At 42.5% G+C, this 15,386-nt stretch carries 14 protein-coding genes; 12 read left to right on the top strand and 2 right to left on the bottom strand.

The features are described from left to right. Nucleotides 1-510, bottom strand: a 510-nt coding sequence (locus CIK99_RS09685) for a tyrosine-type recombinase/integrase (RefSeq protein ID WP_158215934.1), incomplete at its 3' end; no start/stop codon positions are given. A gap of 115 nt (nucleotides 511-625) precedes the next feature. On the opposite strand from CIK99_RS09685, the gene mauJ reads away from it, so the two are divergent. From mauJ to CIK99_RS09620, 12 genes are all read left to right on the top strand, one after another. Further along, nucleotides 626-1,681 carry a methylamine utilization protein MauJ gene (gene mauJ / locus CIK99_RS09680; RefSeq protein ID WP_094381321.1) on the top strand — a complete coding sequence of 352 codons (1,056 nt, stop codon included), beginning with the start codon at nucleotides 626-628 and terminating at the stop codon, nucleotides 1,679-1,681. A gap of 226 nt (nucleotides 1,682-1,907) precedes the next feature. Further along, nucleotides 1,908-2,318, top strand: a complete 411-nt coding sequence (locus CIK99_RS09675) for a GIY-YIG nuclease family protein (RefSeq protein ID WP_094381320.1) — start codon at nucleotides 1,908-1,910, stop codon at nucleotides 2,316-2,318. A 141-nt stretch (nucleotides 2,319-2,459) separates the two neighbouring features. After that, the gene (locus CIK99_RS09670; RefSeq protein ID WP_094381319.1) at nucleotides 2,460-3,674 is read left to right on the top strand and encodes a glycosyltransferase; all 1,215 of its coding nucleotides are present in this window, start codon (nucleotides 2,460-2,462) and stop codon (nucleotides 3,672-3,674) included. An 87-nt stretch (nucleotides 3,675-3,761) separates the two neighbouring features. Beyond that, a complete protein-coding gene (locus CIK99_RS09665) occupies nucleotides 3,762-4,973 on the top strand; it encodes a radical SAM protein (protein ID WP_094381318.1) in 1,212 nt (403 codons plus the stop codon). Nucleotides 4,974-4,980: 7 nt separating this feature from the next. Then, on the top strand, nucleotides 4,981-6,102 hold the full coding sequence (gene glf, locus CIK99_RS09660; RefSeq protein ID WP_094381317.1) for a UDP-galactopyranose mutase: 1,122 nt from the start codon (nucleotides 4,981-4,983) through the stop codon (nucleotides 6,100-6,102). 10 nt (nucleotides 6,103-6,112) lie between these two features. After that, nucleotides 6,113-6,523, top strand: a complete 411-nt coding sequence (locus CIK99_RS09655) for a GtrA family protein (RefSeq protein WP_094381316.1) — start codon at nucleotides 6,113-6,115, stop codon at nucleotides 6,521-6,523. A 6-nt stretch (nucleotides 6,524-6,529) separates the two neighbouring features. Beyond that, nucleotides 6,530-7,264, top strand: coding sequence for a glycosyltransferase family 2 protein (locus tag CIK99_RS09650; protein WP_094381315.1), 735 nt, complete (start codon nucleotides 6,530-6,532; stop codon nucleotides 7,262-7,264). Next, nucleotides 7,264-8,757 (top strand): hypothetical protein, encoded by a 1,494-nt coding sequence (locus CIK99_RS09640; RefSeq protein ID WP_144007955.1) that lies wholly within the window; start codon nucleotides 7,264-7,266, stop codon nucleotides 8,755-8,757. Before CIK99_RS09650 ends, CIK99_RS09640 begins: the two co-directional genes overlap by 1 nt. 3 nt (nucleotides 8,758-8,760) lie before the next feature. Next, entirely contained in the window at nucleotides 8,761-9,864 is a 1,104-nt protein-coding gene (locus tag CIK99_RS09635; RefSeq protein WP_094381312.1) for a glycosyltransferase family 4 protein, read from the top strand. A gap of 24 nt (nucleotides 9,865-9,888) precedes the next feature. Continuing rightward, entirely contained in the window at nucleotides 9,889-11,307 is a 1,419-nt protein-coding gene (locus CIK99_RS09630; RefSeq protein ID WP_094381311.1) for a nucleotidyltransferase family protein, read from the top strand. 548 nt (nucleotides 11,308-11,855) lie between these two features. Next, complete coding sequence (locus CIK99_RS09625; RefSeq protein WP_144007954.1) at nucleotides 11,856-12,947, top strand: ATP-binding protein; 1,092 nt, start codon at nucleotides 11,856-11,858, stop codon at nucleotides 12,945-12,947. A gap of 424 nt (nucleotides 12,948-13,371) precedes the next feature. Beyond that, nucleotides 13,372-14,841: an RNA-binding domain-containing protein gene (locus CIK99_RS09620; protein ID WP_094381309.1), complete on the top strand. Its 1,470-nt coding sequence runs from the start codon at nucleotides 13,372-13,374 to the stop codon at nucleotides 14,839-14,841. A 175-nt stretch (nucleotides 14,842-15,016) separates the two neighbouring features. Here CIK99_RS09620 and CIK99_RS09615 read toward each other — a convergent pair. After that, nucleotides 15,017-15,386: transposase (locus CIK99_RS09615; protein ID WP_144007953.1), on the bottom strand; the 370-nt coding region annotated here is incomplete at its 5' end.

Below are 15,386 nucleotides of genomic sequence, written 5' to 3'. Positions count from 1 at the left end.
TTTACGCCCCTTGCCTTGGAAGACGAACAGCTTCTTGCGGTCAAAGCAGATGTCGTCCCATCTGAGGCGGCATGCCTCGCCGACCCTGAGGGCGCAGTCGTAGATGATGGCAAGCAGGGTCTTGTCGTACAGGGAGCAGTTGCGGATAAGACGAGCAATCTGTTCTTGGGAGAGCACTCGCGGCAACCTCTTCGGCTTGCGCACGGGAGGGAGTACGAGACCTCCAGGTTGCTTAAGCCCCATCACCTTGTAGTAGGCCTGCAATCCGAAAATCATGTGTTTGAAGAACGACAGGCTGCAACGGTTTTTGTCCAGGAGTGTCGACAGATAGTAGTCGATGTCCGTCTGGGTGAACTCCTCTGGCAACTTATTGAAAAACAACACTGCCTGAGCAATTTTCAGGCGATAGTCATAGATACTGCCGTCTGCATATTGTGCCAGACGCAGCTTTTTAGTAAAAAGCGAAATGCGGTCCCTGAATTTGGGTACAGTCGCGATCGCCTTGTCCAATGTTGTATTGGGCATGGTTATTTGTGGTGGAGGGGATTAATGACGGGGTTGTGAAAGAGGTCCGTCATCTCCCTTCACCTTTTAGAGAAACGTAAAATAATTGTGAAATATTGTAGTGGAAGGTTATAAGCCGCAGGACTTTAGCTTTTTTCACCGCAGTGAAAAATTAGTGCAACATATTCGGCAAACTGTAATCGATACTACTAAACATGGGTCGGAATATATAGCTTTGCTTTTGTCGAAGTATGTATATGTTGGGCAAAATTTTGAGGTTAATGTTGTTAATAACCCATTTCTTGTAGGTTTGTATAATGCTAAAGAAATCAATTGTGATGATAATTATATGATATGGCCATGTTCTGGATACTTGGCAATAGAACTTAAGTATTTAAACGACAGTAGATTGACAAAACAGGAAGAGGATTTGGTTATTAGACGTGTTTTATACGATTTGACCCAAAAAGTGGGTGTGGCTGTATTTGTTTCAGAAATACTTGATGTTAATGAATTAGCTGATGAAGCCGAATTGGAATATTCTGTTTCCTCTGTACACATAACAAAGACTACTATAGATATAAACACGCTTCCAAAATCAATTGAAATGCTTGATTTGTATAGGCAAGCAAAAGAAATATTAGATTCAAAATTGGCTTTCTTGCACTACTATAAAATCATTGAATATGTCTCTCCTGCTGTAGCCAAGAAAAAGGCCATTGAAAAAATAACCATTCAAATTAACCAACCATCTACAGTTGCTCGCGATTATCATTATATGAATACCATTTTGAATATTGCAAGTCAATATCGAGATGACCAAAAAGACGATAGTCTTATGAAAATTGTTATAGAAGAGTGTCTGGATGTGAAGCCTGAACTTATTCACATACCTGATTCCTTAATTAAACAAATTAGAAATAACATTGGTATTGCAGAGGGAGTTGATCTTACTGCTGTATTACTGGATGATAACAAGGAATCTAGTTTAATAAAGCAGGTGGCATCAATTATATACTCAACCAGAAACAGTATTGTTCATGCAAAATCCAACTATATTGAAACAGGATGGGAGTGCCCAAAGGATAGTTTACCTGAACTCAATAAAATGATGGATACTTTTGCTCTAAAGATGATTGAATGGAATGAGGCTCAACCAGAAAACATCAAAGTGTAAATAAAGACGTAAAAAATGGGACAATTTGAAGGAAAAAAACTTGTCATGCTGAGAGGGACAATGCACGTGTCGAGACAGGGGACAGGTAAGTGTCCTTCCTCCTCAATTTTATATTAAAACATTTGAGATAATATTTTTGACTATTCCTGCGTGACAGTGACCTGTCCCCTGTACCCTAGGGATAGCCATGCATAAGTAATTAACTTGTCAAGATTTCAAAATTTCGATGAATGGTATAACTATTTCACAGGTCAAGGAAAAAATAGAGTGGTTTTCAAATAAATACTCAGTTAAATTTATTGAAAGTGGTATTTATTCCCTTTTCCCACAAGAAGGGGAATACGGTTGGCCTGCACCTTGGCATAATGGATCATCTCCGGGAGTTTATATATTACTGAACAGCAATAAGGAGGTAATCTATATAGGAGAGGCTGTAACCATAGGAAAAAGACTTGGAGACTATTTCTGTTATGATGAAAATAACAATTGCATGATTAGAGAAGTTTCAAAAAAAGATTCCAAATTTGTTGTTAGTTTTGCTCTTGAAGAAGAAGAACATTATATGCGTTTCTCTTTAGAACAATATTTAATTGGAGAACTGAATCCTCCCTTAAATAAATATGGGAGAACCCACTAGGGACAGGGGACTGGTCCGTGACCTGCCCTTTCGGTTAATGATGAATGATTGTTGATTAATGAGACTGGGGGGGAACGTTCTGTTCTTTGAATTATTGTAGCGGAATTGTAAAAGCAATCATCAGAGAATGAAATAATAAAAATGAAAATACTTTTAGCAAATAAGTTTTATTACCGCCGAGGCGGTGACTGCATCTATACCATGAACTTGGAGAAGATGCTGAAGGAGAAGGGGCATGAGGTGGCAGTGTATGCCATGCAGTACCCTGAGAACGAGAAGTCGGAATGGTCGGGGTACTGGCCTTCGGCCATGACGAAGTTGGATGCGTTTACAAGGCCGTTCGGGGCTCGTCAGGTGATGAAGGGTTTTTCTCGGCTGATGGATGACTTTAAGCCGGAGGTGGTGCATCTGAATAATATTCATACGCAGCTGAGTCCTGTGATTGCGAAGATTGCGCATGAGAAGGGGGCAAGGGTAGTATGGACGCTGCACGACACGAAGTTGGTGTGCCCGTGTTATACGTGTACTCGTGCCGGAAAGTGGTGTACCGAGTGTTTTACGGACAAGAAGGCGGTGATAAGGCATAGGTGTATGCCGGGCGGTTTGCCTGGGGCTGTCATCGGGTATTTGGAGGCGCAGAAGTGGAACAGGGAGGTGCTGCAGGAGTGTGTGGATTTGTTCTTGCCGCCATCGAAGTTTATGATGGACACTTGTGTGGAGGGTGGTTATAAGCCAGAGAAGTTTCGAGTGTTGTGCAACTTTATAGATGTGACGAAGGTTAAAGGGTTAAAAAGTGAAGAGGTCAAAGGATTAAAGGGGGATTACTATGTGTATCTCGGACGAGTGAATGAGGTGAAGGGGGTGAGGACGCTATGTAAGGCGGCTTCGCAGTTGGACAAGAGACTCGTTGTGATTGGCGGGGGCGAGCTGCTGCCAGAATTGCAGAAGACTTATGTGGATTGTAAGCAGATTGAGTTTAAGGGACAGATGCAGTGGGAGGAGTTTATGCCGATACTGCGCGGGGCTCGGTTTATGGTGTTGCCTGCGGAGTGGAGCGAGAATAATCCGCTGACTGTTATTGAGAGTCAAAGTCTCGGAACGCCTGTGCTGGGCGCAAGAATTGGCGGTATTCCGGAGTTGATTGAAAGTCTCTCCCCTGCCCTCCCCCAAAGGGAGGGAGTAGTGCCCAACGGTATGACTTTCACTTCGGGAGATGTGGAGGACTTGAAAGACAAGATCAATAAGATGTTTAATCATGAGTTTGACTATGATGCTATAGCTAAGAATGCTATAGAGAGGTATTCGAGCGAGGCGTATTATGAGAAACTTATGGCGTCGTACAAGGATGAAGAATAATAGACCACAGATTAACACTGATTGGCAAAGATTTAGAGCCATTGGCTCTGATAATTATTTGGATTAGTATATAAGAATAAATTTATTATGGCAGAAAAGAAATTGAATGGTACGGTCATCGTGACGTACCGCTGTAATGCGCGTTGCTCGATGTGCAACCGCTACAAGGCTCCTTCGAAGCAGGAGGAGGAAATCTCGTTGGAAACTATTAAGAAGTTGCCGAAGATGTACTTCACGAACATCACGGGCGGCGAACCGTTTATCCGTACTGACCTGAAGGAGGTGGTGAGGGAACTGTATAAGAAGAGTGATCGTATCGTGATTTCGACAAACGGATTCTTCACTGATAGAATCCTTGACCTGTGCAAGGAGTTTCCGCAGATTGGAATTCGTATCTCAATCGAGGGATTGGAGAAGACGAACAACGAGATTCGTGGTCTGAACGACGGTTATCAGCGTGGATATACGACGCTGAAGAAACTGAGAGAGATGGGCATGAAGGATGTCGGCTTCGGTATGACAGTGCAGGACAAGAATGCGCCTGACTTGGTGCCGCTGTATGAAATCTCAAACGAGATGGGGATGGAGTTTGCTACGGCTTCGCTGCACAACTCGTTCTACTTCGTGGAGGCGAAGAACATCATTCACGACCGTCCGATGGTGGCTAAGAACTTTGAGAACCTTGTGAACGAGTTGCTGAAGTCGAACTCACCGAAGAAGTGGTTCCGCGCTTACTTCAACCATGGTCTTATCAACTACATCTATGGTCAGAAGCGATTGTTGCCTTGCGACATGAGTTTTGACACGTTCTTCATCGACCCGTATGGCGATGTGATGCCTTGCAATGGAACGAAGGACAAGGAGGTGATGGGTAATTTGAACCGCCAGTCGTGGGATGAGCTATGGAACTCGCCCGAGGCGGAAAAGGTGCGCAAGAAGGTTCGCTGTTGCGACCGTGACTGCTGGATGATTGGTTCGGTGTCGCCGGCAATGCACAAGTATATCTATCGTGTGTTGCCGTGGGTGATCAGTCATAAGTTGAAATCGATGTTGGGCATGAAGTACTCGATGTTTGAGAACAAGATTTGCCGTGATCTGAGGGATGGCAAGGTGACGAAGGAGGAACTTGACAAGTGCTCTACCTGCGACATGTGCGCCACCATTAACAATGGTCTTTCCGCTGACTCGAAAGAGGCGCTGAAGGGCAAACGTGGTGAGGACATCGTGAATGCCGACGTGGCAAGTCAGGGATATGAGGCTACGAAGGCGGAGACTGACAGGGAAATTGAAATAAAGTAATGGTTTTATGAAATACGATTATTTAATAGTAGGCTCCGGCCTTTTCGGAGCCACATTTGCTCATCTTGCCACAAAGCAGGGCAAGAAGTGCTTGGTGATAGACAAGCGTCCGCATTTGGGTGGCAACGTCTATTGCGAGAACATTGAAGGGATAAATGTCCACAAGTATGGCGCACATATATTCCATACAAACAACAAGGAGGTGTGGAACTTTGTTAACTCCATCGTGGAGTTCAACAGATACACCAACTCCCCAGTGGCTAACTACAAGGGCAAACTCTATAACCTTCCTTTCAACATGAACACCTTCCATCAGATGTGGGGCGTGAAGACTCCAGAGGAGGCGAAGGCGAAGATTGAGGAGCAGAAAGCAGAGGCTGTGGCTGCACTCAATGGTCGTGAACCGCAGAACTTGGAAGAGCAAGCTCTGACATTGGTCGGTAAGGACATCTTCTACACTCTCATCAAGGAATATACCGAGAAGCAATGGGGACGTAAGTGTACCGAGCTGCCTGCATTCATCATCAAGCGACTGCCTCTGCGTTTCGTCTTTGACAACAACTACTTCAACGACCGTTATCAAGGTATTCCACTTGGTGGATACAACAAATTGGTTTATGGTTTGTTGGAGGGTGTTGAATGTAAAACCAATGTTGATTTCTTTAACTCAGAATACAAGGATTGGCGCAAATATGCTGACAAGTTGGTATATACAGGAGCTATCGACGAGTTCTATGATTTCCAATTCGGTAAACTCGACTGGCGCACAGTCTCCTTCAAGACTCGCATAGAGGACACTTCAAACTATCAAGGCAATGCCGTAGTGAACTACACCTCTCATGATGAGCCATACACTCGTGTCATCGAGCACAAGCATTTTGAGATGTTTGGTCAAGATGTATATGACTGTCCAAAGACTGTAGTCAGTGAAGAATATTCCACAGAGTATAAGCCAGGCATGGAACCATATTATCCCGTGAACGATGATCGCAATAACGCTTTGGCAGAGCAATACCGAGTGCTTGCTTCAAATGAGACAGATGTGATTTTTGGCGGAAGATTGGCGGAGTATAAGTATTATGATATGGCGCCGATAATTGAACAAGTAATGACAATCAATATTGAATAATAACAGGGCTATGGGACTAATAAGGAAATTATATTCCAAATTTAGGAATCTAATATTGTATGGGGTAATAGGAAGCTTTACAAGTTTACTTGATTTTTGTATTTTTACTGTACTAACCAGTTTTGTTGGCATTTATTATTTGGCGGCAAACTGTATTTCAGTGTTGGCAGGTATAACAACGAGCTTCTTATTAAACCGTAGTATAAATTTCAAAGTAAAAGACCATTATAAAAGAAGATTCGTTGTCTTTCTTTGTGTGGGGTTGTGTGGTTTGGTTTTAAGTAATGTTATTCTTTATTTAGGAATAGATAAAATGCATTGCGATGAAACGATTGTTAAACTAGCTTCGATAGTACTAGTAGTTGGTTTCCAATTCTTATTGAACAAATTCGTGACGTTTAAATATAATTTTGATAAATAGTTTATTATGGAAAAGTTTTATTTTGTAATGCCGGCTTACAATGAGTCGGAGAACATTGTTGAGACAGTTAAGCAGTGGTATCCTGTTATTGAGAAAATCAACAAGATGGAAGGATGTGAAGCTATCCTTGCAATAGCTAATGATGGCAGTAAAGACAATACCTTCGAGGTTATGAAGAATATCAAGGAGGGGGGTGCATTTCCTTACTTCGAGCCATTAACTAAACCCAATGGTGGTCATGGCGCAACCGTATTATATCTTTATCGACATGCCTTGAATAACGGCGCAGACTATATTTTCCAAACAGACTCGGATGGACAAACTAATCCTGAGGAATTTTGGCAGATGTTTGAACATCGTCATGACTATGATTTCCAAATTGGATATAGAAAAGGCAGGCAAGATGGTGCTAGTCGTGTATTTGTAACAAAGACATTACGCCTAGTAGTATGGTTTATGTTCCATGAGTGGGTAACTGATGCAAACACACCTTTCCGCCTGATGCAAAAAGATAAACTGAAAGCAATCATGGATGTTATTCCCAGTGATTATTTTCTGTGTAATGTTGCTATTTCAGCAATAGCAGTTAAATGGAAATACAAGATTACGTTCTACGAGATTACCTTCAAACCACGTCAGGGTGGAGTTAATTCGATCAACATGAAGAGAATCTTCAAGATTGGATGGAAAGCGTTGGGAGACTTTAGAAAAATTAATGCAAATCTAAAATCCTTAAAATAATGGAAGTATCAAAGAGAAATCTATATATCGGTTGTTTCGCCTCCTTGATATTGTGCATATTTTACATTTGCATATTGGATTATTATACTTTTCCTTCAGGAGATGAAATAGGAACTGCTGATAGTGCTATTAATTGGGTAACTAATGGGGAATGGTATTCGGCAGTTTGGGTTTATACATATCATCCACTCCATAATTTTTTACTTACATTATGGATAAGTGTTTTTGGAATTAGCCATCAAGCGGTATGTTCAATGAATGTAGTTATAGCTTTCATTGTGTCGTTACTTTGTCTCAAAATTTTGTCTGAAAGAAGAATCATTAATAGTCTTTTTAGTATATTGTTATTTGTGTTTTTGTTTTGGACTATCGCCCCACATTCCAATGGAAGAATTGATTGTTTAATGTTGTTATTCTCTTTAGGCATAGCAGATCAATTAATTCCTTCATCCGAAAACAGAAAAAAGAATAACAAATTGTTGGCTTTTTATTCATTTGGCTTGATGTTTACAGGTATCTATTCGCTTCCTATATTATTAGTGTTAGGAATAGCTCTCCTTATTTACGCACGAAAAGATGTTGAAAAAAGGAATGTTCTTATTACTCAGGCAAAAATTATAGTACTTTTTTGTTTTATTTCTTTTGTCATAATATGTATATTTTATTTGTATAATCATAGACTGCTTAGATTCTTACAAACTTATATTCGTTTTAATTCAAATTTCAACAAAGGTATGGACAATTTACTTGTTCATTATACTTTCTCGCAAATGGTTATTGATGGGTATAAAAATATATGCATCGACATTTTCGTATTATGTGGTATTGTGATAGGATATCTCAAAAAAGAATGGAATCTGTTGTATGTTTCTGTTTTTGTATTTTCTATACCTGTCTTAGGTTCTGCTGCTGGCCACTATGTTTCATATTACTATTGGATGATGAACATATTTGCTATTGTTATTCTGTTTTGGTCGATGGCAATTTTGAACAATAGATACTATAACATCTGCATTTCCATTATAATAATATGGCTATTTGCAAGTCCTCTTTTTAGTAGTTTTAATACTCCTACGAAAAAAGAAAAAGTTTCAAATATTCAAGCTTATTTGGAAAGAAATAAAGAATACCTTAAAGATAGTGTATATGTGCATTTTGAGGCGCAACAGTCTGCCATTTTGTATTATTTACTACGTGACTATCCTGTTAAGATTTCAGGTAAGGTTAGAATATTAGAAAACTATGTGGATCCAAAGATTGTATTTGAAAAAACTATAAACAAAAAAACAAATGATATTGAGCTTAGGAAGCTCGCTATGGATGTTTTTGATATTATTGAATCATATAAGGAGCCGGATCTTTCCAAAGGAATAATCATTGTCAATGATAAAGAAAAATATCAAACTCTAAAAGAAAAATTAATAGAAAAAGGATATAAATATAAAACTATTTCGAAATACAATGACTTCGTTATGGTTTCTTTTAATTATTAACCTATGAAAATTGTAATAACAGGAACCCGTGGCATACCGAATGTTATGGGTGGTGTGGAGACGCATTGCGAGGAGTTGTTTCCTCGCATTGCGTCTTTTGGTGAGGATGTGACTTTGATACGACGGGCTTCTTATGTCAACGATGGTTTGACAGAATGGAAGGGTGTGAAGCTCGTGGATATAGCAACACCTAAGATGAAGTCGTTTGAGGCGATTGTACATACCTTCCGTGCTATTAACAAGGCGAAGAGGCTTGAGGCGGAGGTGCTGCATGTACATGCCATCGGGCCGGCGTTGCTTGTGCCGTATGCGAGGTTGTTGGGAATGAAGGTGGTGTTTACACATCACGGGCCTGACTACGACCGCGACAAGTGGGGCACGGCGGCGAAGATGATACTGAAGCTCGGAGAGAGGATGGGATGCATGTTTGCCAACGAGGTGATTGTTATATCTGACGTGATCAAGAATCTCATTGCAAGGAAGTATGGGCGTACGGAGCATGTGCATCTGATATACAACGGTGTGCCATCGCCTGAGATATGCGACTATCCTGAATACTTTGAGGAGTTGGGCATTGAGAAAGGGAAATATATCCTGAGCATGTGCCGATTTGTGCCGGAGAAGAACCTACACCACTTGGTTGAAGCATTTGCTTCGATGAAGGATGATGGATTAATGATGAAGGATTATAGGCTGGTGCTGGCTGGGGATACAGACTTTGAGGATGAGTATTCGCGCGGACTTAAGGAGATGGCAAGGAAAAATGGTGTGGTGCTGACAGGATTCATCAAAGGTCGCAAGTTGCACTCGCTGTTGACTAACTGTTGCTGCTATTGTCTGCCTTCCTCGCATGAGGGTCTGCCGATTGCTTTGCTTGAAGCGATGAGCTATAAAGTGCCTGTAGTGGTGAGTGACATTCCTGCTAATCTCGAGGTCGGTCTGCCGAAGGAGGATTATTTCCCATGTGGTGATGTTAAGGCATTGGCTGAGAAGTTGAGTGAGGTGGTGAGCAAGCCGCTGAAGAAGGTGGATTATGACATGGGTAAGTATGACTGGGATAAGATTGCAAAACAAGTGGATGATGTTTACAAAGGAATGATTGATTAATGATTGCTGATGATTGATTAAGGCATGGAGGTGCGTTTGTTCTTTGAGTTTCTTCAAGTGGCGATTGGCAATAGGGAGAGTTTATCGCGTGAGCTGTCAGATAACGAATGGCAGGATATTTTCCGTTTGCTGAAAGAGCATGCTCTGCTTGGTGTAGGATTTACGGCTGTGGAGCGATTGCACGCCAAGGGTGTTGTGTGTCCAGCGCAACTGAGGCTGCAGTGGTATGCCTTGGTGGTTCAGATTGAAAGAAGGAATGAACAACTGAATGGGTTATGCAAGAAAGTGACGGAGCAATATGAGCATGATGGGTTATCGACTTGTATATTGAAGGGACAAGGAAACTACATTAACTATCCTGATAATTTGCGAAAAAGACGACAATGCGGTGATATAGATATTTGGTGTTTGCCGCCAAAAGAGGGGTTGGATATTGCAGTACATACGGGGAAGGATAGCGTTGAATATGTGAAGTATCATGGTGTGAGAGCCGTGATAGAATATGTGAAATTGCAGCATAGGATATGCGGCTCGAACAAGAAGCCAAGGCCTATTTATCACCATGTGGATGCGCCTGCCATAGAAGGCGTGGAGGTGGAAGCGCATTTCAGAACGGGCTATATTCATTCGCCGTTGCGGAATTGGAGGATGCAGAGGTGGTTTGCCCAGCATTATGAAGGATGTGCTGCAAACAGAACTTCTTATGGTTTCTCCATGCCCACGCCTTCTGTCAATGTGATATACCAGATGACGCATCTGTTCTCCCATTATTTTCAAGAAGGTGTAGGTCTCCGACAGATTCTCGATATGTACTTTACTTTGATAGCGTGGAGAGAAAGTGTGGATAATGGTTGTGGGCAGCAGTCACAAGGTATGTGGAGCGAAGGGCTGGGGACGCCGGTGATGTCTAAGGAAGAGGTGATGGCGGTACTTCGTTCATTCGGGATGAAAAAGTTTGCGGGAGCGGTGATGTGGGTGCTCAAAGAAGTGTTTGGAGGAGGGAACGAAAACGATAACGAAAACGAAAAATGTCCACGGAGGACACAGAGGGGCACGGATGGAGGTCCGCAAGCGGACTTTGTGGATGAACGTGAATCATCGGAATTTAAACAGATTTTAAACGGATGTCCGCAAGCGGACGGGGGAGGAGAACGCAAATTAAAGCGAATTAACCGTGAATTGAAGGAAAATAATTTTGTGCCTTGGATGATTTGTGAGCCGAATGAAAAGGAGGGGAAGAAATTGTTGGAGGAGATAATGAAGGGAGGAAACTTCGGGCAATATGATGAAAGGGGAAAGGAATTTAAGAATGGAGGAATGATTAAGCATGGAATCTGGAAGCTAAAGAGGGTGATGAGACTTGTGAGAAGCTATCCTGAGGAGGCGCTGTGGGAGCCGGTGTTTAGGGTGTGGCACTTGGGATGGAGAATGATACATGGTTAATGATGAGTGATTAGTGATTATTCACACATTATATATTTTCAGTGGTGTTCATCAAGCTACGCAAGTTCTTCGCACAGCGTTAATATTTAGAGGTGCTCATCAAGCTAAAGCAAGTGTCTTCACACGGACAACGCGAATGAAACGGAGGTCCGCAGGCGGACGATGGATGGGAACGCGAAGTTATTCACACATTGTCAATTAAAAGAGGTGTTCATCAAGCTGAAGCAAGTTTCGGGAATTAACCGTAAATTGAAGAAAAAAAATATATATCCACAGATGACACATATGGACACAGATGGAGGTCCGCAGGCGGATGGGGGAAGTAAAAAGTAATATTTGTTATTGGCAAAAATTCAACTATGGTTGGCACAAACTAAAAACAATGTGTGAAGTATTGAGTCAGTGCAGAACGAGGCATAATGGATAAAAAATATGTTGATTTTTAGAGATTTACTTTGTAATCTGAAAAATATTTTTTATCTTTGCAGCCCAAATGGATTAATCAAAGTGGCACATCGTTGGCACTAACTCGTATAAAATTGGCACAAATGGATGGTATAGAAATAAAGCAACCGCAGCTGCTCAACCAACTTTTTGAGAGGAAAAGCCAAAACCTGTTTGAAAGCAGATGTGTTGCAGGTTTGAAAGTGGATGACCTCGACGGAGATACGTTCGTCCAGTGCAGAAAGGTAAAAACGCGAGAAGGTGGCGGTCATCCATGGGGACTGTTGAGTGATATGGATTTGCTTCGAAGTTGCCAATTGGTGCGATCGGGCAAAGATGATTCGTGTAGCCTTACATACGCAGCTTTGCTTTTGTTTGGAACGGAGGAAAGTATTGTACGATATATGCCAAGATACAGGATTGAATGTGTATTCCGTAATTATACATACGATGATTATATCAGCGGGAAAGATTATGGAACCAGGTATGATGACAGGCTTACGCTGAGGTGCAATTTGCAAAAGGCTTATATCCAGATAATGGCATTTGTGCAACGGTACTTACCTGACCGGTTTTACATTGGTGAGGACGGATTGACGAGACAAGATCTGCGCACGCTCTTGTTCAGGGAGATAGTGGCCAACCTTTGTGTGCATGCTGATTATTCTGCAGGTTTTGCATCGTATCTTGAAATATTTAAAGACAGGGTCGTGACTCGAAACAGTTCGCGCGTGATTCTTTCGGCCCACAATAAGGTCATAAGCTTAGACCAGCTTGGAAATTATACAAAGAACCCGCTTCTTGTCAGGGTGTTCAGAGAGTTGGGCTGGGTGGAAGACCTCGGTTCTGGAACACGCAAAATACGCATGTATGCACCATTATACAGCAATGACAGCAAAATTGAAATTAAGGATGAAGCCGAATTTATTTTCTCTATAACATATGCTAAGGGTAATGATTTGGCTGAAGGCGGAAGTGGTAAGCCTGCCGCGCGCAGGGCTTTCCCGTCTTTCATGCATGAGGCCGTTTATGTGGCTCTGAAGCATTATCCTGAAATAAAGGTGGACGAGATTCTGACTATGATAAATACAAGTCGTCGCACTTTGTATCGCATTATTGCAGATCTTCGCAAAGATGGATTTGTGGAAAATATAGGAAACAAGAATCATCCGAAATGGAATGTGTACAATGGTTAAACATGAATTTTGGAAACTGAAGCGGATGTTGAGACTTGTGAGGAGTTATCCGGAAGAGGCTCTGTGGGAGCCGGTGTTTAGGGTGTGGCACTTGGGGTGGAGGAAGATTATTGATTGATGATGAGTGATTAGTGATTAATGATTATTCGCACAGCGTTAATATTTAGAGGTGCTCATCAAGCTAAAGCAAGTTCTTCGCAAGTTCATCAAGCTATCGCAAGTGTCTGATGACTGAGGATTTAATGGATTATATACTTTCAGGCTATAAATTATATGAAAACAAGGGCGAAACATGAAAATATGGTCAAGTCTTGACCAAAATTCAAAATAAAATTGTATCTTTGCAGCGAATTTGTGATGATTTTGGTTAACACTTAACCAAATTCAAGCAGGTTAATATGGAATACTTGACCAATATGAATATATGAATAAGGAACAGATTTTGGAAATAATAAGGTGTGGAGAGAATAGCCGCGTGCAATTCAAGGAGCACTTTACTACCCAAAAGCAGATGGCAGAAGAGCTCGTGGCCATGGCTAATGCCAAGGGTGGAATGATTATTATTGGCTGCAAAGACAAGACGGGTGAGATTGTGGGGCTGAGTTATGATGAGGTTCAGGTGGCAAGCCGAGAGTTGGGAAATACGGCGCAGGAACATGTGAAACCAACTATCTACCTGCAAACGGAGACGATTCCGGTTAATGAAGACAGGTCTATATTGGTGACGTATGTTGATGAAGGTGTTAACAAGCCATACAAGAATCTGTCGGGCGACATCTATGTGAAGCAAGGAGCTGACAAGCGCAGAGTGACAGAGAATGCCGAGATTCTGCGCCTGTTCCATCAGTCAGGGACGTATTATCCAGACCATGAAAAAGTGAGAGGAACGAACATGGCTGTTGTAAACCGTAGTTTGGTGGAAGAGTATTGCACGAAGAATTTTGGCAAACCTGTGGACGATATGGGGGTGTCCTACGAGCGGTTGCTGGAGAATCTGCATATCCTGGCATCGAATGGAGAATGTACCTTGGCTGGCCTGTTGTTTTTCGGACTCGCACCTCAGCAATATATGCCTTCGATGATGATCAAGGCTGTGGCGTTCTATGGCAACGATATGGGTGGGCTGGAGTATCGCGACAGTAAGGATATTGTGGGTACGGTGCCTCTGCTATTCGAGCAAGGCATGTCGTTCCTAAAGGCGAATCTGCATAGTGTACAGGCAGGTCAGGGATTTAACTCTGTGGGGAAACTGGAGATTTCGCAGATTGCTTTGGAGGAAATCCTTCAGAATGCCTTGGTACACAGGGAGTATATAGCCAATGCGCCTATCCGCATCCTGATTTTTGACAACAGGGTGGAGATAATCAGTCCGGGTACATTGCCTTCAGGGATGACGGTGGATGACCTGAGGTTCGGTAACACGTTGCAGAGGAATCCGCTGATGGCCCAGTTTTGTTCACGCACAATGCAATACAGAGGCATCGGAACAGGTATCCTGCGTGCTATCAAGGAGGGGGCACAGATGGAATTCGACAACTCTGAATCGGGCAACCAGTTTGCAGTGAGGTTCAGACGACCTGTGGTGGGAGTCGCCACTTCTGCCATGGAGGGCGCCAAGGGTGTGAATCTGATGGATTTGTATCCCGACTTGACAGAGCGATGTCCGAAGCTGCCAAAGACGGAGCGGAACAATGCGCGTGTGGTGCTTCACCTGTGCGAGCAGCCGAAATCAGTGGTGGAGTTGATGGAGGCCACGGGCTATGAGAGCCGCACTTCATTCCGTCGCAAAATTCTCACCCCACTGTTGGAGGCTGGTCTGCTTAAACCCATGCTTGGAGATAAGAACAGCCCTAAGCAGAGGTATATTTTGCAAGACTCTGCTTTGATGTCTTGAAAAACAATCTATCCTTTCGATTAATGAACTGTAATAAGAAAAATGCGCTTAATTAACAATTATTAGCACTTAATACTGAATCGTTGCCTCTGATGGGGGCTTCTCGCCCCCAAACCCCTCGGTGTTTTCAGGTATTAGATTATCTATCCTAATTTACTTCGGGGATATACAGGAGTCATTTCTTTGAAGAAACATAACCATCGATATATGGTTTTTCCTGAGTGACAACGGCAAAAGCCTGTCGGATGAGCTTGTTTGCTACTGCAATGACGGCGACTTTCCCGGGCTTGCCTTTAGACCGCAAACGTTCATAACAGGCCTTACATTCAGTGTTATATTGTATGGAAGAGAACGCTGCCACGTAGAGCTGACTTCTTAAATAAGAGTCTCCGTTGCGGTTGATGTGACCTTTGACATGGACTGAAGTGCCGGACTGCTGATATGTTGGTGACAATCCCAGATAACGTGTGAGTTGCTTGGCATTGTCAAAGTATGTGAAGCCGCCAGTGGCCATGATGAGTGCAGCTGCAAGAGTGACGCCAATC

The sequence above is a fragment of the Prevotella sp. P5-92 genome (genome assembly GCF_002251245.1).
GTDB lineage: Bacteria > Bacteroidota > Bacteroidia > Bacteroidales > Bacteroidaceae > Prevotella.
Note: the sequence above shows the minus strand (reverse complement) of the source record. Positions and strands in the feature narration are given on the sequence as shown.

Bases quoted from the DNA above. Each gene is read 5' to 3' on its own strand.
- CIK99_RS09655 (WP_094381316.1), top strand. From the start codon at position 6,113: ATGGGACTAATAAGGAAATTATATTCCAAATTTAGGAATCTAATATTG.
- CIK99_RS09650 (WP_094381315.1), top strand. From the start codon at position 6,530: ATGGAAAAGTTTTATTTTGTAATGCCGGCTTACAATGAGTCGGAGAAC.
- CIK99_RS09640 (WP_144007955.1), top strand. From the start codon at position 7,264: ATGGAAGTATCAAAGAGAAATCTATATATCGGTTGTTTCGCCTCCTTG.
- CIK99_RS09675 (WP_094381320.1), top strand. From the start codon at position 1,908: ATGAATGGTATAACTATTTCACAGGTCAAGGAAAAAATAGAGTGGTTT.
- CIK99_RS09630 (WP_094381311.1), top strand. From the start codon at position 9,889: ATGGAGGTGCGTTTGTTCTTTGAGTTTCTTCAAGTGGCGATTGGCAAT.
- CIK99_RS09665 (WP_094381318.1), top strand. From the start codon at position 3,762: ATGGCAGAAAAGAAATTGAATGGTACGGTCATCGTGACGTACCGCTGT.
- CIK99_RS09620 (WP_094381309.1), top strand. From the start codon at position 13,372: ATGAATAAGGAACAGATTTTGGAAATAATAAGGTGTGGAGAGAATAGC.
- CIK99_RS09670 (WP_094381319.1), top strand. From the start codon at position 2,460: ATGAAAATACTTTTAGCAAATAAGTTTTATTACCGCCGAGGCGGTGAC.
- glf (WP_094381317.1), top strand. From the start codon at position 4,981: ATGAAATACGATTATTTAATAGTAGGCTCCGGCCTTTTCGGAGCCACA.
- CIK99_RS09625 (WP_144007954.1), top strand. From the start codon at position 11,856: ATGGATGGTATAGAAATAAAGCAACCGCAGCTGCTCAACCAACTTTTT.
- CIK99_RS09635 (WP_094381312.1), top strand. From the start codon at position 8,761: ATGAAAATTGTAATAACAGGAACCCGTGGCATACCGAATGTTATGGGT.